At 53.5% G+C, this 23,005-nt stretch carries 19 protein-coding genes; 4 read left to right on the top strand and 15 right to left on the bottom strand.

Annotation, left to right across the window (positions count from 1 at the left end):
* The 7 genes from JF44_RS0100715 to soxR form a co-directional block, all read right to left on the bottom strand.
* Nucleotides 1–1,596 (bottom strand): Ig-like domain-containing protein (locus JF44_RS0100715; RefSeq protein WP_033067030.1); only part of this gene is annotated, 1,596 nt, incomplete at its 3' end.
* 148 nt (nucleotides 1,597–1,744) lie between these two features.
* The gene (locus JF44_RS0100710) at nucleotides 1,745–3,100 is read right to left on the bottom strand and encodes an HlyD family type I secretion periplasmic adaptor subunit (RefSeq protein ID WP_033067029.1); all 1,356 of its coding nucleotides are present in this window, start codon (nucleotides 3,098–3,100) and stop codon (nucleotides 1,745–1,747) included.
* Entirely contained in the window at nucleotides 3,097–5,238 is a 2,142-nt protein-coding gene (locus JF44_RS0100705) for a peptidase domain-containing ABC transporter (RefSeq protein ID WP_052065303.1), read from the bottom strand. The genes JF44_RS0100710 and JF44_RS0100705 overlap by 4 nt, the downstream gene beginning before the upstream one ends.
* Nucleotides 5,235–6,959 (bottom strand): peptidase domain-containing ABC transporter, encoded by a 1,725-nt coding sequence (locus JF44_RS0100700; RefSeq protein ID WP_052065301.1) that lies wholly within the window; start codon nucleotides 6,957–6,959, stop codon nucleotides 5,235–5,237. Before JF44_RS0100700 ends, JF44_RS0100705 begins: the two co-directional genes overlap by 4 nt.
* A 194-nt stretch (nucleotides 6,960–7,153) precedes the next feature.
* Nucleotides 7,154–7,561, bottom strand: coding sequence for an RNA-binding S4 domain-containing protein (locus tag JF44_RS0100695; RefSeq protein ID WP_033067028.1), 408 nt, complete (start codon nucleotides 7,559–7,561; stop codon nucleotides 7,154–7,156).
* Between the two features lie 97 nt (nucleotides 7,562–7,658).
* On the bottom strand, nucleotides 7,659–10,568 hold the full coding sequence (locus tag JF44_RS0100690) for a helicase-related protein (protein ID WP_033067027.1): 2,910 nt from the start codon (nucleotides 10,566–10,568) through the stop codon (nucleotides 7,659–7,661).
* A 153-nt stretch (nucleotides 10,569–10,721) separates the two neighbouring features.
* Nucleotides 10,722–11,183 (bottom strand): redox-sensitive transcriptional activator SoxR, encoded by a 462-nt coding sequence (soxR, locus tag JF44_RS0100685; RefSeq protein WP_033067026.1) that lies wholly within the window; start codon nucleotides 11,181–11,183, stop codon nucleotides 10,722–10,724.
* 114 nt (nucleotides 11,184–11,297) lie between these two features.
* Here soxR and JF44_RS0100680 point away from each other — a divergent pair, with 114 nt between their 5' ends.
* Entirely contained in the window at nucleotides 11,298–11,897 is a 600-nt protein-coding gene (locus JF44_RS0100680; protein ID WP_033067025.1) for an NADPH-dependent FMN reductase, read from the top strand.
* Between the two features lie 401 nt (nucleotides 11,898–12,298).
* Here the strand turns inward: JF44_RS0100680 and JF44_RS0100675 are convergent, their stop codons facing one another.
* Nucleotides 12,299–12,625 carry an HPF/RaiA family ribosome-associated protein gene (locus JF44_RS0100675; protein ID WP_033067024.1) on the bottom strand — a complete coding sequence of 109 codons (327 nt, stop codon included), beginning with the start codon at nucleotides 12,623–12,625 and terminating at the stop codon, nucleotides 12,299–12,301.
* Nucleotides 12,626–13,190: 565 nt separating this feature from the next.
* On the opposite strand from JF44_RS0100675, the gene htpG reads away from it, so the two are divergent.
* The 3 genes from htpG to JF44_RS0100660 all read left to right on the top strand — a co-directional run bounded on the left by htpG (nucleotide 13,191) and on the right by JF44_RS0100660 (nucleotide 16,965).
* Entirely contained in the window at nucleotides 13,191–15,071 is a 1,881-nt protein-coding gene (gene htpG, locus JF44_RS0100670; RefSeq protein ID WP_033067023.1) for a molecular chaperone HtpG, read from the top strand.
* A gap of 326 nt (nucleotides 15,072–15,397) precedes the next feature.
* Nucleotides 15,398–16,732 carry a deoxyguanosinetriphosphate triphosphohydrolase gene (locus JF44_RS0100665; RefSeq protein ID WP_238318338.1) on the top strand — a complete coding sequence of 445 codons (1,335 nt, stop codon included), beginning with the start codon at nucleotides 15,398–15,400 and terminating at the stop codon, nucleotides 16,730–16,732.
* A gap of 2 nt (nucleotides 16,733–16,734) precedes the next feature.
* The gene (locus tag JF44_RS0100660; protein ID WP_033067022.1) at nucleotides 16,735–16,965 is read left to right on the top strand and encodes a hypothetical protein; all 231 of its coding nucleotides are present in this window, start codon (nucleotides 16,735–16,737) and stop codon (nucleotides 16,963–16,965) included.
* A gap of 90 nt (nucleotides 16,966–17,055) precedes the next feature.
* Here JF44_RS0100660 and JF44_RS0100655 read toward each other — a convergent pair whose 3' ends face one another.
* From JF44_RS0100655 to JF44_RS0100620, 7 genes are all read right to left on the bottom strand, one after another.
* Nucleotides 17,056–17,253, bottom strand: a complete 198-nt coding sequence (locus JF44_RS0100655; protein WP_033067021.1) for a YqaE/Pmp3 family membrane protein — start codon at nucleotides 17,251–17,253, stop codon at nucleotides 17,056–17,058.
* 31 nt (nucleotides 17,254–17,284) lie between these two features.
* On the bottom strand, nucleotides 17,285–18,136 hold the full coding sequence (locus JF44_RS0100650) for an OmpA family protein (protein ID WP_033067020.1): 852 nt from the start codon (nucleotides 18,134–18,136) through the stop codon (nucleotides 17,285–17,287).
* A gap of 470 nt (nucleotides 18,137–18,606) precedes the next feature.
* Complete coding sequence (locus tag JF44_RS0100645) at nucleotides 18,607–19,458, bottom strand: AsmA family protein (RefSeq protein WP_033067019.1); 852 nt, start codon at nucleotides 19,456–19,458, stop codon at nucleotides 18,607–18,609.
* Between the two features lie 195 nt (nucleotides 19,459–19,653).
* On the bottom strand, nucleotides 19,654–20,451 hold the full coding sequence (xth, locus tag JF44_RS0100635) for an exodeoxyribonuclease III (RefSeq protein WP_033067049.1): 798 nt from the start codon (nucleotides 20,449–20,451) through the stop codon (nucleotides 19,654–19,656).
* 60 nt (nucleotides 20,452–20,511) lie between these two features.
* Nucleotides 20,512–21,198, bottom strand: coding sequence for a fumarylacetoacetate hydrolase family protein (locus JF44_RS0100630; RefSeq protein ID WP_033067017.1), 687 nt, complete (start codon nucleotides 21,196–21,198; stop codon nucleotides 20,512–20,514).
* Between the two features lie 152 nt (nucleotides 21,199–21,350).
* Complete coding sequence (locus tag JF44_RS0100625) at nucleotides 21,351–21,740, bottom strand: hypothetical protein (protein WP_156111546.1); 390 nt, start codon at nucleotides 21,738–21,740, stop codon at nucleotides 21,351–21,353.
* 160 nt (nucleotides 21,741–21,900) lie between these two features.
* Nucleotides 21,901–22,887 (bottom strand): 2-hydroxyacid dehydrogenase, encoded by a 987-nt coding sequence (locus JF44_RS0100620; RefSeq protein ID WP_033067015.1) that lies wholly within the window; start codon nucleotides 22,885–22,887, stop codon nucleotides 21,901–21,903.
* Between the last annotated feature and the right edge of the window lie 118 nt (nucleotides 22,888–23,005).

Below are 23,005 nucleotides of genomic sequence, written 5' to 3'. Positions count from 1 at the left end.
GGCAACATCTTCGCCGTCAGCCGATTGGGCGGTGACGCCGAGATCAAAGCTGCCAGAGAAGTCATCAGCTGGCGTAATCGTCAGGCCTTCAAGGTCATCTGCAGATAGCGTCCACGTGCCATCGCCATTGTCCGAACCAGCAGACAAGGTTGCACCATCGGGAACACCACTGATCGTGACTGAGAGAGTTTCCGAGCTGTCCGTCAGGCCGGCATCGATATCCAATGCAATCGCATTGTCTTCCGAACCAGAAGCATCCGCGACATCCAAAGTCGGCGCATCAGCCACACCCGCCACATCAACCGTGATTTCTTCCATCACGACGGCGGTGTCATTGCCATCGGTTGTAGAGACCAGAACAGAAAGGTCTATTTCACCGCTGAAGTCACCTGCAGGTGTGATGCTCAAACCTTCGAGTTGATCCGGGGTCAGCGTCCAGGTGCCATCACCATTGTCGGCGCCCGCGGACAAGGTCGCGCCGTCTGGTACGCCTTCAATCGTGATCGAGATGTCTTCGCTGTCATCAAGAAGTTCGGTATCGATATCAAGCGCAATGGTGCTGTCTTCGCTGCCGGCGGCATCCGAGACATCAAGCGTTGCACCATCAGCAACACCTTCGACGTCGATTGTGAAGCTTGAACTGTTTTTCGCAGTGCTGCCATTTGCTTCGCGGCTGGTTGCCGTCACGCCAAGGTCAAAGCTGCCGCTGAAATTCTCTGGCGGGGTAATGGCAAGACCTGAGAGCTGACCAGCAGAGACGGACCATGTGCCGTTCCCGTTATCAGTACCAGCCGAAAGCGTTGCCCCGTCCGGCACGCCTGAAATCACAATCGAAAGGGTTTCGCTGCCACCATCGAGGTCATTTAGCGCCGCCGAAAGATCAAGCGAAATCGCACCATCCTCCGAGCCACTCACATCGCCCGCTGAAAGCGTTGGCGCGTCAGCAACCTTGGGGGCTTCAACGACTTCTTCTATTTCCTCGGCAACGGCAGTTTCTTCGGCCTCTTCAACCTCTTCGACAGCTTCTTCTTCGAGATCAAGAACCTCTTCACCTGCTGTCGGTACGAAGTCGGGCTCCAAAGATTCCCCACCCTCGGCACCGGGGTTCTCACGATCCCCGCGCAGCGTATTCGTATCATTGGTTGAAAGCGGAACATCGGGAAGATCGACCGTGCTCGGGTCCGATTGCAGGGAGATTTCGTCAGAACCACTGTTTCCGGCGTTGGTATCAGAAGTCTCTGCACCGGTATCAATTTCACTATTGATTTCGGCTTCTTCGATCTGCGCTATGGCTTGTTTTTCGGAGGCTTCCTCTGCCTGTGCAGTTTCTTCACGCTGAGAGGCAGCATTCTGGCGACGAAAAGCTTGCTGTGCTTCACTCTGTGGTGTGAAGACCTGATTGCCGTAATGAACAGAGCCAAGTTCTTCCTGTGCCGGCCGACCGGAAGAGTTCTGGTCGTCATGCAACTCGACCAGTTCGTCGTTTTCGTTTTCCTCACCGCTCTCGCGCTGAAGATCATCTGGCGCGTCTTCATTCCCGAAGCCGCCATTGCCTTCACTACGTGAATTTTCAGTATCGCGAGGATCGTCCGCCATTAAACCCAATCTCCATGAAATGTAAGATGGGTATAGCCCAGCTCACACTTCTATACCTTAGTATAGATTCCCCGATGTAAACCAGAGAAATGTGCGGCCAGGCGGTAGAAATGAAATCTTCATTTCCAGCGGGACCAAAAAAATCTGCTCAACGTTCGCTAAACGCTTGATCAAGAGACACATAAACCGGCTTCAGAAGATACTGAAGAAGTGTCCGTTCCCCGGTTTGAATATCGGCCTGAACTGTCATGCCCGGAATGATCCGTTGAGCCGTCGCACCTTCGCCGACAGAGTCGTCATCAAGCGCAACCTTGCCTTTATAATATGGCTGTCCTTCTTCATCAATAAAAGTAGATGCAGAAATCGATACCAGTTCACCGGTTATACCACCATATCGTATAAAGTCGAATGCACTAACTTTGACGGTTACCGGCTGCCCAAGATGAACATGACCGATATCCTCGGTCGAAATGCGCGTTTCCGCAATCAGGACATCGTCAACCGGCACAAGCTCCATAACGACCTGCGCCGGGGCAATAACCCCGCCAATTGTTGTAAACTGCAGGCCCTTGATATAGCCGCGCGTCGGCGCAACGATTTCAAGACGTGCAACCCGGTCACGCAACTTGCGCAAGGCTTCGCGGGCCTGGGCAATCTCGCCACCAAGACGTCCAAGCTCGGTAATGGCTTCTTCGCGCTGACTTTTTTCAAGTTCGTTCAAACGCAAATTGGCTTCGGCAATGGTTTCGCGCGCCCGGGCTTTTTCGGCAACAACGCCGGAAAGATTGCCCTGTGCTTCGTTCAGTTCACGCTGAATATTTAAAAACAGCACCTTGGAATTCAGCCCCTGCTCATAAAGCGAGCGGCGCATGGTCACTTCCTGACTAAGCAAATCAACCGATTTGCGAAGCGTTGCTTCCTGTTCGCTAAGCTGGGCGAGTTCGGCGTTACGTTCCTTGATCTGGACCTGAAGGATTTCACTCTGGTTCGCATCAAGTTCCGTCTGGATATTATAGATTTCCTGCTGGTTACGCGCCAATACGGGATATTGCGCCAGAAGGGTTGTGAAATCCGGTTCACGGCCTTCGGCCAATGCACGAAAACGCGCGGCTTCAAGCTGAAGGTTGCCAAGGCGCGTCTCGGTCTGGGACAGTTCCGCACGTGCGCCATCGGCCTTGAGCCGCATCAACACCTGCCCTTCTTCGACAAGATCCCCATCACGCACCATGATCTGTTCAATGATGCCGCCCTCAAGATGCTGAATCTTGTTCACGGCACTTGTCGGCATCACCTGACCAAAGGTGATTGCTGTTTCCTTGATTTCGGTTGTTGCCGACCAGGCCACCAGCGCCAGAAAACCGACCGAAAGCATAACCATCGCCGAGCGCACGAAAACCGAAATGCCACCTTCTTCAAGGAGAACAGCATGTGACAAATACCGCGCCATGCGCCGGGAGCGCCGGAACCGCGCGATCGCGGTGTCCTGAGTTGCAGCATCACTCATAGGTAGCCTCCGTCTATCACCTGTTGCTTGATGCGTTCAGGCGGGCCATCCCCGCGCAATTGACCGGCTTCAAGCACAAGAATGCGGTCCGCCAAATCAAGGTGACTTGGCCGATGGGTAATCAGGAAAATCGTTGAACCACCACGCAAACGGTTGATCGTACTTTGGAAAGCACGATCAGCACGCTGATCCAGACCATTGGTTGGCTCATCAAACAAAATAACCGGTGCTTCGCGCACCAACGCACGGGCAAGTGCCAATCGCTGCAGGAAGCTTGCTGAAAAACGTGATGAATGCTGATCACCAACACGGGTATCAAAACCGTCCGGCAGGGCTTCGACCTCATCAAGAATGCCCGCTGCCATACAGGCCATGCGCAGGTCATCATTTGAGGCCACCGGGTTCGCAAGCCGCAGGTTCTGGGCAATGGATCCCCGGAAAAATTCGATGTCCTGCGGCACATAGGAAATCGCCTGACGCAAGGTTTGCGGGTCCATCTGACGGATATCCGCCCCATCAATCAGAACCGCACCGGCTTGGGGTTGATACATGCCTGCAACCAATTTGATCAGCGATGATTTCCCTGCGCCATTGGCCCCGACCACCGCAACAACCTGCCCCGGCTCGATATCAAAATTCACCCCGACAAGGGCCGGATCGGAATCCGCACTATATCGGAAACTCACGCGTGAGAACGTAACCCCCCCGTCAAAGCGCCGCTGTTCAACCGAACGCGGCACAAGGTCACCTTCCGGTGCAATGGTCATCAAACGGTTGATCTGGCGAACACTGCCACGCAACTGCGCAAGCCTTGGCATCCCCAAAAAGGCCTGATTTATCGGCCCCAGAACGCGCCATGCCAGCATCATCGAGGCCACAAGCGCACCAACACTCATATGGCCATTCATCACCTGTTGCGCCCCAAATGCCAGAACCAGCGCACCAGCGGTAATCATCAACACCTGGGCCAAGGTATTGATCACATTATTGACCATGGCAACGCGAAAACCGGCATAGGCCGTATCGGCCGAAACTTCGCGAAAACGCCCCAACCAACGTTTTTCCGAGGCGGTATATTTAAGCGCCGACATTTTCCCAACGGTTTCAACCAGAAACTCCTGTCGGCTTGCCCCATGTCGGCCAAGCTCCGAAACCCTGCGCGAAACCACCGGAAATGCCACAAATCCAATCAGCACAAAGACACAGATCAAGGCAATCGGCACCATCGCCAACCAGCCGCCCAGATAAAACATGACAATCAGGAACAGCGGCACGAATGGAATTTCCATCATCACCAGCGCCATCGGACCGGTAAAGAATTCACGCACACTTTCAAAATCGCGAATACGCGAAATCTGCACCCCGACCGGAGCACGTTCGGTAAAGGCGGGCGGAAGCGATAACAGGCGTTCAAAAATCGCGCCACTGACCAACGTATCAAGCCGGGCCCCGAAATGGCTGACAATCTGACTGCGCAGCGCCCGCAGAACCCAACTTAAAATAAGGACAATGCCAATCCCGATGGAAAATTGAACGAGCATCGGGATCGACCGTGTTCCAATCACACGATCATAGATCCCCATCACGAAAATCGGGGTTGCCAATGCCATGATGTTCAGAACAAAGGTCATCACAAGCAACTGGCGCCCCAGTCCGGAAAACCGATCGGCAATGCCACCAAACCAGCCACGTTTGTCATCTTCAAAATGACGTTCGCGGCGGTCGGCCTGCGTGAATTGATAAATCTTGCCCGGAAGCGACGATAGCTTGATCACCATTTCCCGGTCCGTACCACCGTCAAAGACACGAACCCCGTTTTCTTCGGGGCGGATCACGACAAGAGCCGTTCCGGAATCAGGCACGAACAAGCACGGCATCAGACGCTCATCAATCTGATTGAGCGTCGCGTCAATTTCGCGCGACTGATAATTCAGATGCGCCAGAACATTGCGAAAATCTGTCAGATCAAGCGCCTGATCCATATGTGGCAGGGCTTCTGCAACCTGCCGGGGCAACCCGCGCCACCCAAGAGACTGCAGCAAGGGCCAAAGACATGCATCGAAATCAGACAGGGCATCCGTGCTGGACAGTCCCATCCGATAGTTCAGCGCATAGTCCATGTTTTCGAGTTTTTTCATCGTGCCCCCGTCCTGACTTGCGCTTTGGGTGCAGCAGCCTGACCAAGGGGAACGGGCTTGTTCGAACGGCGCAGGACCGGCACCAGATGCTTGTCGACAAGACGATATTGTTTGTTCGCCAACGCAATCAGCGATGGCCGATGCGACACCATCACAAGCGTGCAGTGTTTTTTAAGTTCCAGCATCAGGCTGGACATGATGTTGTCACCTGCCATGTCCAGCGAACTGTTGGCTTCGTCAAACAAAACGATCTGCGGATAATCGATCAGGGCCCGGGCAACAGCGATCCGCTGTTTCACACCACGCGGCAGGGTTTCTGACGCCTGCCCGCCGACTTCGGTATCGTAGCCTTCCGGCATACGCATGACGATATCATCAAGCCCCAGCCGCCGGGCAATTTCAATCACCCGTTCAACGCTGATGTCCTTGCGGAAACCCGTAATGTTTTCAAGGATCGTTCCTTTGAACATCACCCCGTGTTGGGGCAAATAGGCAATCTGCCGACGGGTGGACTCTGCTGTGTAATCCGACGGTTTTTTATCATCAAGCAGCACCTCACCCTGATCGGGGCGCAAAGCCCCCATCAGCAACCACAACAATGTGGTTTTACCCGTCCCGTTATCACCGGTGATCGCAATTGAGTCCCCGGGCTCAATGACCAAATCAAGGTCCTCGAACACCCTTTTTCCGTCAGAATGCGAAAAGGAAACATTGCGCAGCTCAATCTTGCCCTCAAGCAGCGGCATGTCCGAAGAACCGGGCTGATCTTCTTCTTCGATTTCAAACAGCTCGTTCACGCGCTGTCGTGCAACACGGATGTTCTGGAATTGGGTCCATAAACTCATGGCACGCTGAAGCGGTTGAATAGAACGCCCAGACAACATCGTACAGGCTGCCAATCCACCAACCGTCAGGTTGCCGTTGATCACCAGCACACTGCCGACAGACGCCACCAGCACCATTGTCAGTGTCGAAAAAGTCGCACTGGCATTGACCGCACTATGCGCCGAACGCGCTGAGCGCAAATCATCCTCGGCGCATTGATTTTGCAATTGCTCATGACGGCGGATCATCAGGTTTTCCATCGCCATCGATTTGATGGTGTGAATTCCGGTCAGTGTTTCAATGATGAAGTTGTAGCGCCGCTCGTCCGATTGACTGCGATCATCAAGTGCGCTGCGCAACTGCCGTCCAAGGAACATCGCCGTGACAAAGAAGGCCAGAAGAATTCCAAGCGGAACCACCACCAATTCACCACCGATCACCGCGATCAGCGCAAGGAAAAGAACGATGAAAGGTAAATCGACAACCGCCCCAATTGCCTGACCTGAATAGAAGTCGCGCAGCATATTGAGGCTATTGAGGCGCTGCAAATGCAGGCCCGGCGCGGTCCGCCCATAGTCGGTCAAACTCGTTGACAACAGATGTCCAACCGCTTGCTGAGAGCTGTAATGTTCAAACTTCGCCGCTGACAGGGAGGAAATATAAGCCCGCCCAAGGCGAAGGATTGCTTCAAGCACAAGTGCGCCCAACACCCCCAAGATCAAAAGCGTCAGTGTCGGGATGGAACTGTGAGGCAGCACCCGGTCATAGACCTGCAGCAACGTAATCGGCAAGGCAAGCGTGAGCAGGTTGATCACAAGGGCTGTGATCAACAGGGCAAAACGGCCCGTGCTCAAGTGCGACAAAGTACCGATATTTAATCGAGACCGGCGTCTCATCAGGCTGGCATGCTCCAGAACTTTACACAAGCCACCCTAAAGTGGTGACTATATACCATTAGATAGTATATCTATCGGATCGTCTTATCTAACGCAAGAAGTTAGCGCGACAAATACAACCCGCCAGTTCCTTGTACATTCCAACCATGCGCGCGGATCAACGAACCGCCCCTGCACACATCAAATATCGCACTTTATGCGTCGCCATCCTCACCGCGCAATCGGTCAATTGCCCGACGCTCTGCCTTCGTCGGGCGTCCTGCCCCGGCTTCGCGTTTGGCAATCGGGGCAGTACGAATGTCTGCCGCGACGTCCTGTTTCGGTATTCGCGGTGGCGAATGATCGACATACAGGGTCTGGGCTTCCGGGGCGGGGCCACGGCGTTCGCCCAAGGCGACAACTTCGACCACACGCAAATGCGTCCCTTGAAAAAACTGCAGGCGATCCCCGGCGACAACCGTAACACTGGCCTTGGATACCGACTGACCGTTCAGAACAATGTGGCCGGCCTGACATGCCTTGCTGGCCAGCGACCGTGTTTTATAAAACCGCGCATGCCAAAGCCATTTATCAATCCTGAGCTTCTCAGCCTGTTCCTTCACAGCCAATGTTTTCCCGCAACCATCTGAATATTATACATTTGGAACGCAGAACGGCGACCCGCATGAGCCGCCGTTCAAAACACAGTCTTCGATGCAATCAGCCTTTGGCTTCAAGCATTTCCTTAAGCTTGGCAAAAGGCGAATCTTCGTTGATCTGGTTGCCTTTGTCCGGTGCCTGCCCCCGGCCACCACCAGGCTTGCCACCGCGACCACCTTTGCCACCCTGGTTCGGGCGATTGCCACCCTTGCCTTTCGGGCCACCTTTGCCACGTGCATCCTGACGCGGACCACCACGCTGGCCACGGTTTGCACCGCCACCGCGTTTACGACGATCAACACGGACGAAGTATTTGACTTCGACCAGTTCATCCCCATCGGCATCGGTTTCAACTGCCGGGCCTTCCTCGGCGGTATCCGAGGTGGCGTCAGCCGTCGCGTCAGCTTCTGCTGCTGCTTCAACCGGCGCGGGCGCTTCTGCCGGGCTATCGGCTTCTGCTTTTGCTTCGGTCTCTGCCGGTGCTGCACTTTCGGCCTTGTCGGCTTCAGGTTTTTCAGCTTTGTCAGCCGAAGCAGCCTCTTGCGGCTTTTTCTCGGCTTCCTTGGCTTCAAGTTCGGATTTCTTGACCTTGGTCACTTCGGCACGCCAGCCAAGAGCGGTAAACACGCCTTCGGCTTGCTCAACCGTGCAGCCCAAAAGCGACAACAGATCAGGATCAGGACGTACCTTGCCATCGTTTTCACGTGCCTTCTGGCGCAGAAGGGCGGCAAAACGTTCCAGCATGTCCACACGGGCCGCAAGTGGACCAACCGGCATATAACCTGCTGCCAGATAGAACCCCTTGGAGTTTGCCCGATCATTCGGGACCGAGGTACGGCCCGCTGGCGGCAATTCCGGAAGTGCTTCAAGTTCGCGTGCAACAGCCCAAAGAATGCCGCGCAACTCAACCGGATCGGGTTTGAGCGCATCAAGCACATGGACGGTTTCAACGCCAAGACGCACGCCAAGTTTGGCAAGTGCCTTGCGGTCCTCGTCAGACAGGTCTTTGACCAGGCTTTCAAGTTCCGAACGCGGAACGCAGCCCAGACCTTCGTTCAATTGGAACAAAAGACCCCGAATCGGCCCGGAAAGCTGACAATCGCGCAGCCGTGTGAGCATCTTCAGGCGCGCTTCAATATGAGCATTGATGAAATTCTGCAGACGGGTGCGTACCCGTTCGCGGGTCGGGCCGTCAAAGAACTCGCTGTCGATGACCTGAACTTCGGGCGACAAAACCGTGTCGCCTTTTTTCAGAACGCCAACTTGTGCACCGTTCCAGAGCACATCAAGCTGCCCATTCACTGCGAACTTGTCGTCTTCATCGGTTTCAAGTTGTTTGACACGCTGGGCGATTTCACCCGTAAGCGCGCGACGTGCGGCACTGGCAATAGCCTTGCCTTCGAAAGCAGCATCGGTTTCATCAGCAATGAAACGGAATCCATCAAGACGGCCGACAAATTCACCTTCGACCTGTACTTCACCATTCGCAGTGATGGTAGACATGAGTTCAGACTTGTCCTTGAGACTTTTCAATAAAACCGAAGTTCGCCTGTCGACGAACCTTTGGGTCAGGCGTTCATGTAGCACATCAGAGAGCTTGTCCTCAATGGCCCGCGTACGTTCCTGCCAATGATTGGCATCTTCGAGCCAGTGATGCTTATGCGATACATATGTCCAGACGCGAATACCTGCCAAACGTGATGATAACTGATCAATATCACCATCATAACGATCCAGACGCAAGATTTGTTCGCCCAACCAGTCGATGGGCAGTTTGCTTCCGGGTTTCGCAAGATAGCGATAGATAGATGTTAGCAGCCTTGGATGCGCATCGGTATGGATATTTCTGAAATCGGGAATCTGGCAGACTTCCCACAATAACTGTACGCGATCCGGTGCGGTTGCAATGCGTGCGACATCCTCGTTTTGCGCCAGATGATCCAGCATGATCTCATCAACCGGCTCGCGCGCAAGAATAAGGGTCGGGTCATCGGATCGGCGGCGCAGCGATTTTTGAAGCGCGCCAACAGTGCGAAAATCAAGCCGCGCATTACGCCAGAAGACTTTGGCAAGGGGTTCGAATTCGTGCTCTTCGATCTGTTCGATGATATCGGGATCAATGCCAGACAGATTTCCGGTCACCCCGAACGTACCATCATTCATGTGCCGCCCGGCACGTCCGGCAATCTGCGCGATTTCAGCCGCACTCAAGCCACGATTGAACTTGCCGTCGAACTTTTTCATGGCGGCAAAGGCCACATGGTTCAGATCAAGGTTAAGCCCCATGCCGATCGCGTCTGTCGCGATCAGATGTTCAACTTCACCGTTCTGGAACATTTCGACCTGCGCATTACGTGTCCGCGGGCTCAGCGCACCCAGCACAACCGCAGCCCCGCCCTTTTGACGCCGCACCAGCTCGGCTACTGCATAAACTTCCTGTGCGGAAAAGGTCACAACCGCAGACTGCGCAGGCAACCGCTGGATTTTCTTCGCTCCGTTATAGGTCAGCGTCGAAAAACGTTCGCGACGATCAAATTCGACGTTATCGACCAACTTGCGGATCACCGGACGAATGGTTTCCGCACCCATGAACATGGTTTCATGACGCCCGCGCGCATGCAGCAACCGATCGGTAAACACATGTCCACGTTCCGGATCTGCACACATCTGAATTTCATCTACGGCCAAAAAGTCGACTTGTTTGGCGACCGGCATCGCTTCGACGGTGCACAGGAAATAACGCGCTGTTTTCGGAAGAATGCGTTCTTCGCCGGTGATCAGTGCCACGGCACCTTTGCCGACTTTGGCCACTGCGCGATCATAGTTTTCACGCGCCAAAAGTCTGAGCGGGAACCCGATCATCCCGGTGGTATGCGCCAACATCCGTTCCATGGCCAGATGGGTCTTGCCGGTGTTGGTCGGCCCCAATATGGCAAGGATACGTGGGCTGGTTCGGGTTGAAATCTGCATCAAACTTTTCCAATCGACAGCCCAATGATCCGGACCGTCGCAATCATTGCGCCTTTCAACACGCGAACCAGCGCAATGTCAAGCTTTCTGCCCATGTTCATGCGGCTGCGCCGTGAATGCGGTGGCGGCCCCATCACGCAGATCCGAGGCAGATTATTCCTCTTCGAGTTCCAGCAATCTGGCACCGGGACCATCATCGGCAAGCGCATCTGCCGGGTTACGCAACGGACAATCGGAAATCGACAGACATCCACACCCGATACATTGCCCCAATTGATCACGTAGACGGGTAAGCTGTTCGATACGGTCATTCAGATCATCGCGCCATTGCGATGACAATTTGGCCCAATCCTTGGCCGTGGGCACCGTATTATGCGGCAATTTATCAAAGGCCGCGCCAATTTCCGACAGTGGAATGCCGGTCTGTTGCGCCACCTTGATAATGGCAATTTTCCGTAATATTCCACGATGGAACCGGCGCTGATTGCCATCGGTCCGGATCGAACTGATCAGGCCCTTGCGTTCATAAAAATGCACTGCAGACACGGCAACACCAGATCGACGGGCAACCTCACCGACACTCAAATAGCGCTGTAAAACGCCCTTTTCTGCCATTTCCCCACTTCGCCTCTTGTTTGTTGGCGTGATGCTATTTCGCGCTTGACCTCAATATTAGTTGAGGTTTTAGAACTCTACCCATTGAAGAGAAATTATCAAGGGTTCATCGCCATGAAAGAGGCATTCAATATCGCCGTACTTTACGGAAGTGCACGGGAAGGTCGGTTTGGGGACACTGTCGCAAACTGGGCGGTCAGCACACTTAAGACCGATGACGATCTTTCGATTGAAACACTCGATCCGCAACAGCTCAATCTGCCTGCTGCCCATGTTGGTGCCGACCATCCCGGCGTGGCGCGACTGCAGTCCACCCTTGCCAAGGCCGATGCCTTTATCGTCATCACCCCAGAATACAATCACAGCTTCCCCGGCGAGTTGAAACTGATGATTGATGCGGCCAAGGACCAGTGGAAACGCAAACCGCTTGCCTTTGTCTCCTATGGCGGGGTGTCGGGCGGCTTGCGCGCTGTGGAACAATTGCGCCTCGTCTTTGCCGAACTGCATGTGGTCACCATGCGCGATGTGGTTAGTTTCGCCCAAGCCTGGGACCGGTTCGATGATACAGGTCTGCCCACGGACCTTCAGGGCACCAATCGCGCCCTGCACCATATGACGACTGATCTTAAATGGTGGGCAGCCGCACTGCGCAACGCCCGATCACCGCAGACCATCCCCCAACAACTAGGCTCAGGACCTATTAATTTGGTTTGAATGGTTCACCGGATTTGTGCGGATACACGAAGCAAAGCCGCAGGAAGATATACATCTTTCAAGGATTTGCGACAAAGTAGCCCGTGCAAATCCGGTTAATCCGAAGGACAGAGGTTATATTTGCAAACTCCTTCGTCAAACCCCTTGGCCGGGATACCAGCCCGCCCTGCGGGATTTTCCTTGGATTTCACAAATATAACGTCTGCCATTCAAATCAAATTAATAGGTCCTGAGCCTAGAAGCCATGGCGTCTTAAACGCGTCTGGTCTTCACCTGTTACATCGACCTGACACTGTCACCTGAGCTCCCCCGCCCCCCCGGATGGTGTTGGGTCGATGTTCCCCTATATGCGGGGCGGCCATATGGCCGCCCCGTGTCTACCTTATGGATTGGGGAAGGTTTTAATGGTTACGCATCTTGTCTGCGTATTCCTTAAGCTGTCTGCGGGCTGCCTGAAAACTGTTTTTCAACGCGATATATACGTCTTCATGGGCATGATCCGCACTGTCGCGTTTCACCATGATTTCCTTGCCCGGCACGTTAATACCAAAATGCACAGCAAAACGATTTCCATGATTATGCGATGCGTGCGGGCGCTCCACTACGACATGACAACTGGTCATGCGATCGAAGGTTTCTTCAAGTTTTTGCACCTTGAAACGGATGCGCTCATCGAGTGCATCAGACTGATCAACATCACGGTAGGTGATTTGAACGGGAACCTTCATGATACGGCCTCCTGTATAAAGCCTTGGACGCAAGACAGGGCGTTGCACCCTGCGGATTAACCCGGAACAATTGCGATGCGCATCTACTGTTCCGGGGCTTTCGGGGACGCTTCCAAACTGTGTTGGGCGCCCCTGTAAAAAAACCGTCTTACTTTATACTTAGGATACAAGACTTGCGCTGCAAGATGCGTTGACGCATATCAAGCTCGGTTTAGATTCAGGACCTGTTAATTTTGCCGCCATGGTCAATCAGATTTGTACGGGTACGAGGAGAAAAACTGCAGGAAGATTGCCATCTTTCAAAGTTTTACGACAAAGTAGTCCGTGCTAATCCGTTTGATCCGTAGGACAACCATTATGTTTGAGAAATCCGAGGAAAAGCCCGCTGTGCGGGGTGGCTCCCCGGACAAGGGTTTTGACACAGGAGTTCTCAAACATAATGGTTGCCATGACGACAAAATTAACAGGTCCTGAATCTAAAGTTTAACCCCGTTGAGGTGTTGGTGCTTTTGCCAATATCGGAGAAGCCCGACAGACGCTTGAAACAAAGGAGAAATAAGAGGTCATGACGGAAGAAAAAATGCGGTTCGAGGCCGAGGTCAGCCGACTGCTCGATATCGTTGTCCATTCGCTTTATTCCAACAAGGACATCTTCCTGCGCGAGTTGATCTCCAACGCTTCGGATGCCTGCGACAAGTTGCGCTATGAAGCGATTGCAAAACCAGATCTGCTCGCTGGCGACGCTGAATTCAAGGTCCGCCTGCTCACAGATAATGTCCGCAATGTTCTGACGATTGCCGATAACGGGATCGGGATGAACAAGGAAGACCTTGTCGAAAACCTTGGCACCATCGCCAATTCGGGAACCGCAAAGTTCCTTGATGCTGTTTCGAAATCCGACAATGCCAAGGATGTTGACCTGATTGGTCAATTCGGCGTCGGTTTCTATTCCGCCTTCATGGTTGCCAACAAGGTCGAAGTCGTCAGTCGCAAGGCGGGTGAAGATCAGGCCTGGAAATGGTCATCTGACGGCAAAGGTGAATACACCATTGCCGAAGCTGAAATGGAAGGTCGTGGCACGCAGATCACCCTGCACCTGACCGATGACAACAAGGAATTCACCGAAGAACAGCGTCTGCGCCATATCGTCAAAACCTATTCCGATCACATCGGCATTCCGGTGGTCCTGATGAAAGGTGATGGCGACGAGACGCTCAACGAGGCCTCCGCCCTTTGGACCCGCCCCAAAAGCGAGATCACCGAAGAGCAATACAAGGAATTCTACAAGCACACCTCGCACGCCTTTGATGATCCGTGGAAAACCATCCACTACCAGGCCGAAGGTGCGATCGAATATACAGGCCTTCTCTATCTTCCGACCATGCGCCCGTTCGATCTTTATGATCCCCAGCGCAAAGGCCATCTGAAGCTTTATGTGCGCAAGGTCTTCATCACCGAGGGTGCCGACGAACTTCTGCCGCCGTGGCTGCGGTTTGTCTCGGGCGTGGTTGACAGTCAGGACCTGCCGCTGAATGTCTCGCGTGAGATGCTTCAGGACCATCCGTTGCTGACCAAAATCAAGAACGGCCTGACCAAAAAGGTCCTGTCCGAACTTGAAAAGGCTGCCAAGAAAGACGCCGAAGGATTTGAAACCTTCTGGGAAAACTTTGGCTCGGTCGTCAAGGAAGGCCTGTATGAGGATCACACCCACCAGGACCGTATCCTTAAAATCGCCAAGTTCCGTTCGACCAACGGTGATGGCTGGACGACCCTTGCGGAATATGTCGAACGCATGAAAGAAGGCCAGAAAGCCATCTATTACATCAGCGGCGAAGACATTGATGCGCTTAAACGCAGCCCGCAACTTGAAGGGTTTGACGCCAAGGGAATTGAAGTTCTGCTTCTGACCGATCCGGTTGATGAATTCTGGATGCCATCAGTTGGTCAGTTTGACGAAAAAGACTTCAAATCGGTCACCCGTGGCGGTGCTGATCTGAACGACGTCAAATCTGACGATAAGGATGACGACAAGGACGCGAAAAAAGACGATGCACCAAGCGATGCATCCCTTGATGCGCTGATTGCGTCGATCAAGATCGCGCTGGGCACCGGCATCAAGGATGTTCGTGAATCCGATCGCCTGACAAGTTCGGCCTGCTGTTTGATTGCCGATGAAACCGGTATGGATTTGCGCATGGAACGCCTGATGAAACAGCACAATCGTGTTGATGAAATCAGCCCGCGTATCCTTGAAATCAATCCAAAGCACAGCCTGATCAAAAAGCTGTCTGACATTGCCATCAAGGATGCCAAGGCACCGATCCTGAATGATGCAGCCTTGCTGTTGCTTGATCAGGCCCGCATCCTCGAAGGCGAAGCCCTGCCCGATCCGGTCAGCTTCGCGCGCCGTCTTGATCTGGTAATGGAAAAGGGTCTTGGTGAATAACCTGCCCCAAATGTGATTAATCTTGAAAACGGCGCGTCATCTGATGCGCCGTTTTCTCTAGGGTCAGGACCTATTAATTTGATTGGAATGACAGACGTTTTATTTGTGACATCCTGGGAAAATCACGCTGGGCGGGTCGGTATCCCGGTCAAGGGGTTCTACGCCGCATTTTGCAAATACAACGACGTCTGTCCGGCGGATCGATCAAATTAATAGGCCCTGCCCCTTAAGTTTTCTGCAAAATTTAAAATGCTTATTTACCAACAGTGGGCATAAAGGCCCCATATGCTCAAGATCCAAAGCCCGACCGGAAGGCGCGAAATACCATGACTGCGATGATGAACTGGCAAAAACTGCTTTCACCGGCGCGCCTTGGCACCCGTCATTCCAGTGTCGGGCCATTTGGCCGGTCCGACTTTCACAAGGATTATGACCGGATCATTTTTTCCGCTGCCTTTCGTCGCTTGCAGCGTAAAACCCAGGTCCATCCATTGCCGGAAAATGACAATGTCCATACCCGCCTGACCCACAGTCTGGAGGTATCGTGCATTGGTCGTTCGCTTGGCCTGATGGTCGGGCATCGCCTGCAGGAAAAGGGCAGCCTGCCAAGCACCATAGAACCAGACCATATGGCCGCCATTGTTCAGGCCGCCGCCCTGTGCCACGATATCGGCAATCCGCCCTTTGGTCATGCCGGGGAATATGCCATTCGCCAATGGTTTATTGATGCCGCCCCCGAATTTACCCAAAGCCTGACCGCCGAACAGTTTGCGGACCTTACGACCTACGAAGGCAATGCCCAGGGTTTCCGCCTTCTGACCAACAAACGGACTGGTCTGTATGATGGCGGGATGCGTTTGACCTATGCAACGCTGGCCAGTTTTCTGAAATATCCGTGGTCAGCAGCCGGAAGTCCCTTCCCGCAGAAGAAAAAGTTCGGTGCCTTCCAAAAGGAATTTGGCCTTCTGGAAGATGTTGCCAATGCCACCGGCCTGATCCGCACCGGGGATCAGTCCTTTTGCCGCCATCCGCTTGTTTATCTGGTCGAGGCCGCAGACGATGTTTGCTATGCCCTGATTGACATCGAAGACGGGGTTGAACTTGAACTGGTGGAGTTCGCCGTTCTCGAAAAGATGTTGCTGCCCTGCATCACCGATGAACTGCCCGGCGAATATCATCGCGAACCCAATATCAGCCGCAAGATTTCCTTCCTGCGCGGCAAGATCATGACCGGTTTGCTTGATGCGCTGGTTGATGCCTTTGTCGCCAACGAGGAGGCCCTTTTGGCTGGCGAGTGGAAAGGCGACCTTCTGGCCTGTGCGGCAGGCCCCTATAATGACCTGATCAAAGAGGCCAAGTCGTTTTCTGAAAAGCAAATCATCCTGAACCGCCGCAAGGTCCAGATCGAAGTCGGGGCGTTCGCCCATCTTGACACCCTGCTTGAAACCTTCTGTAAAACCGCCCTTGATGTGCACCGCGCCGGGTCGGAAGCCGATATTCCCTATCGCGCCGGACGGGTGCGTGAATTGATCGGTACCGATGCCATGCCGATTGGTGCCTCCCTATACGAGCTTTATCTAGTGATCCTTGATTACGTATCAGGCATGACCGATGACTTCGCCGCGCGACTTGCCCGCGATATCGGTGGCGGACAACATTAGTCATGTGGTTGCTCGGCCCCTTTATCGCACGTTATCGACGCCGGACGGCTTTCATTGCCGCCGCTGCAATGGCTGCGATCATTTACGGTCTGGTCGAACAAAGCACACGGCCCGAAATACAGGCTTGGTACTGGCCATCGGTTGCCAGTGCGATCACCTTTGTCCTGACCCGTTTCATCGTTTCACGTGTCATTGGCCGGTTTATCGGCGGCGTCCGCCGCCAAATGCATTAAAAGCCCCCAAACACAAAAAAGGCAGGCCCGAAAGCCTGCCTCCTTATTTCGGGTTTTCGCTGTTGCCGGTTCCCCGACAAACAGGGCCAGTTATTCCTGACCGCCACCCATGGCGCTGCTGATTTTCTTGTCGGTGTTATACTGGCTAAGCGAGTAAACGGCCCAAATCGCGGCCGGAACCCAACCCACCAGGGTAATCTGCAAGATCAGGCAGATAACACCTGCAATCGGACGCCCGATGGTAAAGAAAAGCAACCAGGGCAGAAGAAGTGCGATCAATAGACGCATGGATGAAATCCCCTATATTAATTCGACGTGCTTACATGCCGTCTTCGAAAGTTACCGTCACAACGCGGTTGCCCTGTTCGGCAACACCGTCAGCGGTTGTAACCGGCACATCGGCTTCGCCGCTGACGCTGATTACAAGTTTGCTTGCCGGGATGCCCGCACCGCGCAATGCCTTGACCACCGCATCAACACGCGACTTGGCAAGCATGTCATTATACATCGCATCGCCCGCACGGTCAGCATAAGCAACCAGACTGATCATTTCCGGCTCGTATTTGCCATATGCCTCAACGATACCATCAACAACAGACATTGCCTTGCCGCTGAGGTCAGCACTGTCGAACCCGAAATAGACATTCATTGGAACCGGCATTGCCATCGGCGCTGCCATTGGTGCAGGGCCAGTGTCGAGTTCGGCCTGAACGATGGCAAGTGCCTGATAGAAAGCAGCACGGCAGTTATCGATGTCTTCCTGCTGGATGTTTTCTTCAAGTTCCTGCAGCCAGCAATCGAAGCTCGATTGGGCACGTGCCGCCGCCGAAGAGGCTTTTTCACGTCCACCGGCATCAAGTGCCGCCAACAGATCACTGCGGGCAACTTCAACCTCGGACATGGTGCCTTCCGGCAGGGTACGCTCGGAAATCATCTGCGGGCCGGTATCCTGGCTCATGGCGGCCATTTTCGAACGATCTGTGAAGTACCGTGCATCCGACCAATCGGCTTCATCATATTCTGCCTGGGCAAGATCGGCGTAATTCTGGTGAAGGGCCGCGTCAAAGGCCGACCCTTCGTCAGCCATATCACGCACCCCTGGAATGTTCATGTTTGCGCACGCGCTTAAAAAGGCCGCGGCGGACACAACAGTAAGCAGTTTCGCTTTCATCGGTGTTTCTCCTTGTCTGACCGAATATCGGAATCCCAATCCCATTATTTTGTGGGCATATCGACATTTGTCGCCAATGTCTTCGATGCCCGCGAATTTGATTTGTTGGTCTGTCTGCTTCCATGCAGTTCTTGTTTCCGATCAGATCAAAACGACCCGACCCCACACGTCGGCCACTCCAAATTTGCAGCCGAACACCCCAAGACAATACAGAGTTTGGATACAACCGTCCCTACCCAACCATATATAGAAGTCAATTTCCTGAAAAAAAGCAGTGGGATAGAGAAAGTTCACACGCCGTTTACATCACGCACCATACCGCGTCCGGTATCCTTGAGTTTTCATTGCGTTAAAAACCACTCTGAACACAACGCGCGCTGACCTGCGAAATGACAAAAATGGGCCCGATGAACGATGACACGTTCATCGGGCCCATATATTAAATCCAGATCAAAGGCACTGTGATCACGTTAATCCGATGATCCGCCAAACAATCCTTTGACAGCACCCCCAAGCGCGTCGGCACCGTCTTTCAGTTTGGTACCGCCGCCACTGGCTGCACCACCGACAGCCCCCACGGCACCGACAACACCCTTGCCAAGATCACCCACACCTTGCAGAAGACCATCAACATTCAGGCTGGAAACCGCCTTGAAGACAGATGCGTTGATCGCGGTCAGGATTTCACCGGCAACCTCGGCCGGTGTGGCACCGCCCTCATCCTTGCCAACATCGGTAAGGTGGATTTCCGGCAGGCTGGCCGACAGCTTTTTGCCCTGCAGCACCCCGGCAGAAATACCAACATCACCATTTCGAACATAGACGTTATCGATAATGATCTTGGTTCCGCTACCTTCAGAGCCGGCAACATCATCAGCCGGTTCTTGATCCGCGCCGCCAGCACCGGTCGGCCCCGAAACACGCTGAACAAAGGCTTCGACATTGCGCTGAATGGTCGCGATGTTCGAGCTGCCATTCCCCAGTTCGTAAATCACGCTTGGCGAATCAACGACAACTTCAATGATGCGGATGGTATCACTGGTCAGGGTCGAACCATCCAACCGGACCGAGATATTGCCCAGCGAGAACGCATAATCGGTATCGAACCCATCCGGATTGCCAACCACCAGCCCGTCGATGGCGGCTGTGTTTTGCGTTGGTTCTATCGAAACGCCGCTTACAGTCACGTCGGCCAGGGTTACACGTGTACCGGCCTTCTCGATGGTGGTTTTCACAATGTCATCAAGATTTGCGTAGACATAGATAAGGCCACCGACGACCAAAACGATGATCGCTGCCAGACCAATCAGTATCTTTTTCATTGCCCGTATCCTGCGTAATGTGTCACCGAAACTTAGCGAAGTTCGCCCCGTTCTGGATCAAATGGGCATTCTTTCGGTTCCGTTCAACCAAAAGAGTTACCCCGATCAGCCTGACAATCAAGTTATTTCCCATGACAAAACAGCGGATTAAGCATTGCTAATCCGCTGTTTTATTCTGTCAGTGCGCCGTATGGCTCAAAGATTGAATTCCACCACCACTGGTGCGTGGTCCGATGGTTTTTCCCAGTCACGTGCGATATCATAGACCGATGCCGTACGCACCGTTCCCGCCATATTCGGGGTCATCCAGACATGGTCAAGGCGGCGCCCCTTGTTGCTCGCACGCCAGTCACGTGCACGGTAGCTCCACCAGCTAAACAGTTTTTCCGGTTCCGGAACCACTTCACGCACGGCATCGATAAAATCGCCCGACTGACGAAACTTTTCGAGAATTTCGATTTCAATCGCCGTGTGGCTGACAACGCGCAGAAGTTTCTTATGCGACCAGACATCGTTTTCCGAAGGGGCAATATTAAAGTCCCCCACCAGAACCGCCTTGCGATCCGGGTCCGTTGTCCGGCGTTCATCCCACCAGTTTGTCATTTCATCCAGAAAGGACAGCTTGTGGGCAAACTTCTCGTTGATTTCCGGGTCCGGCTCGTCACCGCCCGCCGGGATATAGAAGTTGTGCAGCTCGACACCGTTTTCAAACTTCGCCATGCAGTGACGGCGGTCTTCCTTGCCACAAAAATGTTTGATGTCGGTTTCAACGAAAGGCAGACGTGAAACGATGGCAACCCCGTTATAGCTTTTCATGCCATGATTGTGGCGATGAACGTACCCGGCGGCTTCAAATGCCTCGTGGGGGAAATGCTCATCGGGGCATTTCAGTTCCTGAAGGCAAAGCGCATCGGGTTGCTGTTCCTCAAGGAATTTGACGACCTGCTCGATGCGCAGACGAACGGAATTGATATTCCAGCTAACGATTTTCAAAACGGGCTCCGTTTTCATTTTGATTGAGACGGGCTCCTGACCCTGGCCCCCGTGGTCTGCTTATTTCAGGGTCACTGAAAGTTCCGCGACATCGGCAATCACCAAATCCATGCGATCGCCGCGCACAACCTGGCCGACGCCTTCGGGCGTTCCGGTAAACAGCAAGTCACCCGGTTTGAGTTCAATCAGGGTCGAAAGATGAACAAGTGCATCGACCACCGGCCAGATCATTTTCGCCGTGGTGTCATCCTGACGCACATCACCATTGACCGATAATTTCAGATCGGTCGCATGCGGGTTTCCGGCATTGGCCTTTGGCTGAATGGCAGAAATCGCCGCACTGCCGTCAAAGGATTTCGCCATATCCCAAGGAAGTCGGCGTTCTTTAAGACCCGCCTGAACATCACGCCGGGTCATATCCAGTCCGGCAGCATAGCCAAAAATGGCATCTTCAACCGCCGCACGGTCCATGTCCTTGCCGCCCTTTGACAGGGCCGCAACCAATTCGCCTTCGTAATGCAAGTCTTCCGTCGCGGACGGATAAGGCAAATCACCACTGCCAACGACAAGGCAGTCTGTTGGCTTCATAAAGACACAGGGCGGCGTATCAGAGGGATCCGATCCCATTTCACGCACATGATCGGCGTAATTTTTACCGATGCAGAAAATACGGTTTACCGGAAAAAGGTCATCAGTTCCCTGAACGGGAATGGTGATCGGTTTGGGTGCATCAAAGATCAAGCTCATTATGGCCCCTTGGCGGTTATTCCTATCATGCAACAGTCATAACCAAGCAGCCCGCAGAAAGAAATGTTCAATACGGTTAATCGTCAATCTACTGTCAGGAATTGTCAGGAGCCAGAATTTCGCGGCCAATCACGCAGCCATGCTGCAATCGCTCAACTTGCGGCCTTGCCCAGAAGCATGTCCTTGTATTCAGCTTTGATCGCCTGAACTGCTGCAATCTGATCGGGGTCGTTTGAGGCCGGAATCATAAGAACAAGAAATCTGGCAGTACCGCGAGTCGTCACATGCAGATGATATCTTTGACCACACGGGATCGAGAAACAATTGCCCTCGTGCTCCATAATGTTTCCATCACCGTCAAAAACATCGACCGCCCCTGACCGAACGAAAACAAGTTCTTCGGCACAACGATCCTGAACACCTGAAACCACACATGGCCCATTAAGCGTCATTTCTCGGGCTTCAACACCTGACGTCCCACCGTCAAACGACGCTGTTTCTGAATTGGGTGCTGTAACAGGTGTCTCTGTGTGTTTTACCATTATCGGGTATTCCGGAACTCAAGCTTCTCTCTTTTGGGTGTCGGGAAAATGCCTTGTTCGGGATCGGCTCACCATCCACAAATGGGGAGTATGAAAAAGGGGCGATGCAAAACGCATCACCCCTTTGAAATCATTACTTAAACTGGCGCGGGATCAGGGTCTAAAGAAGCCCCTCGATCACACGATCGGGTGGCGTATGACCATCGACAAAGGTCTTGATATTGATCAGGACCTTCTCTCCCATGTCAACGCGGCCTTCAATTGTCGCCGACCCCATGTGCGGCAGCAGTACTGCATTTTGCAACTCAAGCAATTTCGGATTTACTGCCGGTTCATGTTCAAACACATCCAGTCCAGCACCGGCAATTTCGCCATCGGCAAGCATGCGGGTCAATGCCGGTTCATCCACGATTTCACCGCGCGCGGTATTCACCAGAATGGCATGGGGCTGCATCAGCTTCAAACGGCGCGCTGACAGCAAATGATAGGTTGCCGGTGTATGCGGGCAGTTGACCGAAATGACATCCACATGCGCCAGCATCTGGTCAAGGCTTTCCCAATAGGTCGCATCAAGCTCTTCTTCGATATCGGGATGGACACGACGACGGTTGTGGTAATGCACTGAAAGACCAAACCCCTTGGCGCGCCGCGCAAGCGCACGGCCGATACGCCCCATGCCAACAATCCCAAGACGCTTGCCCCAAATCCGGTGCCCCAGCATCAAGGTCGGGCCCCAGCCGTCCCATGCCCCTTTGCGGATCAGACGTTCGCCTTCGGCCAGACGGCGTGACACCGACAGGATCAATGCCATCGTCATATCAGCAGTATCTTCGGTCAGGACATCTGGCGTATTGGTCACGGTGATGCCACGCGAACGGGCAGTCTGCAGATCAACATGATCAACACCTGTGCCAAAATTGGCAATAAGACGCAGGTTGGGACCGGCATGTGCCAAAACCGCTGCATCGATCTTGTCGGTCACGGTTGGGACAAGAACGTCTGCTTCTTTGACCGCATCAATCAGCTCTTGTTTGCTCATGGATACATCATCAATGTTCAGACGTGCATCGAACAATTCCATCATGCGGGTTTCAATCGCTTCCGGCAGCTTCCGGGTCACGACGACAAGCGGTTTTTTCTTGGTCATGTGCCGTTCCTATGCGGTCTTTTAACTTTTTTCAGACAAACTAAGGCATGGTTCACTTTTGTGCCCTGCCGCAATGCAGTGATGCCATGCCAAAAGGTACAAAAGCAAGGATTTTGAC

It is taken from the genome of Thalassospira australica (assembly GCF_000763295.1).
Taxonomy (GTDB): domain Bacteria; phylum Pseudomonadota; class Alphaproteobacteria; order Rhodospirillales; family Thalassospiraceae; genus Thalassospira; species Thalassospira australica.
The sequence above is the reverse complement of the archived record's forward strand: the minus strand, read 5'-3'. Positions and strand labels throughout refer to the sequence as shown.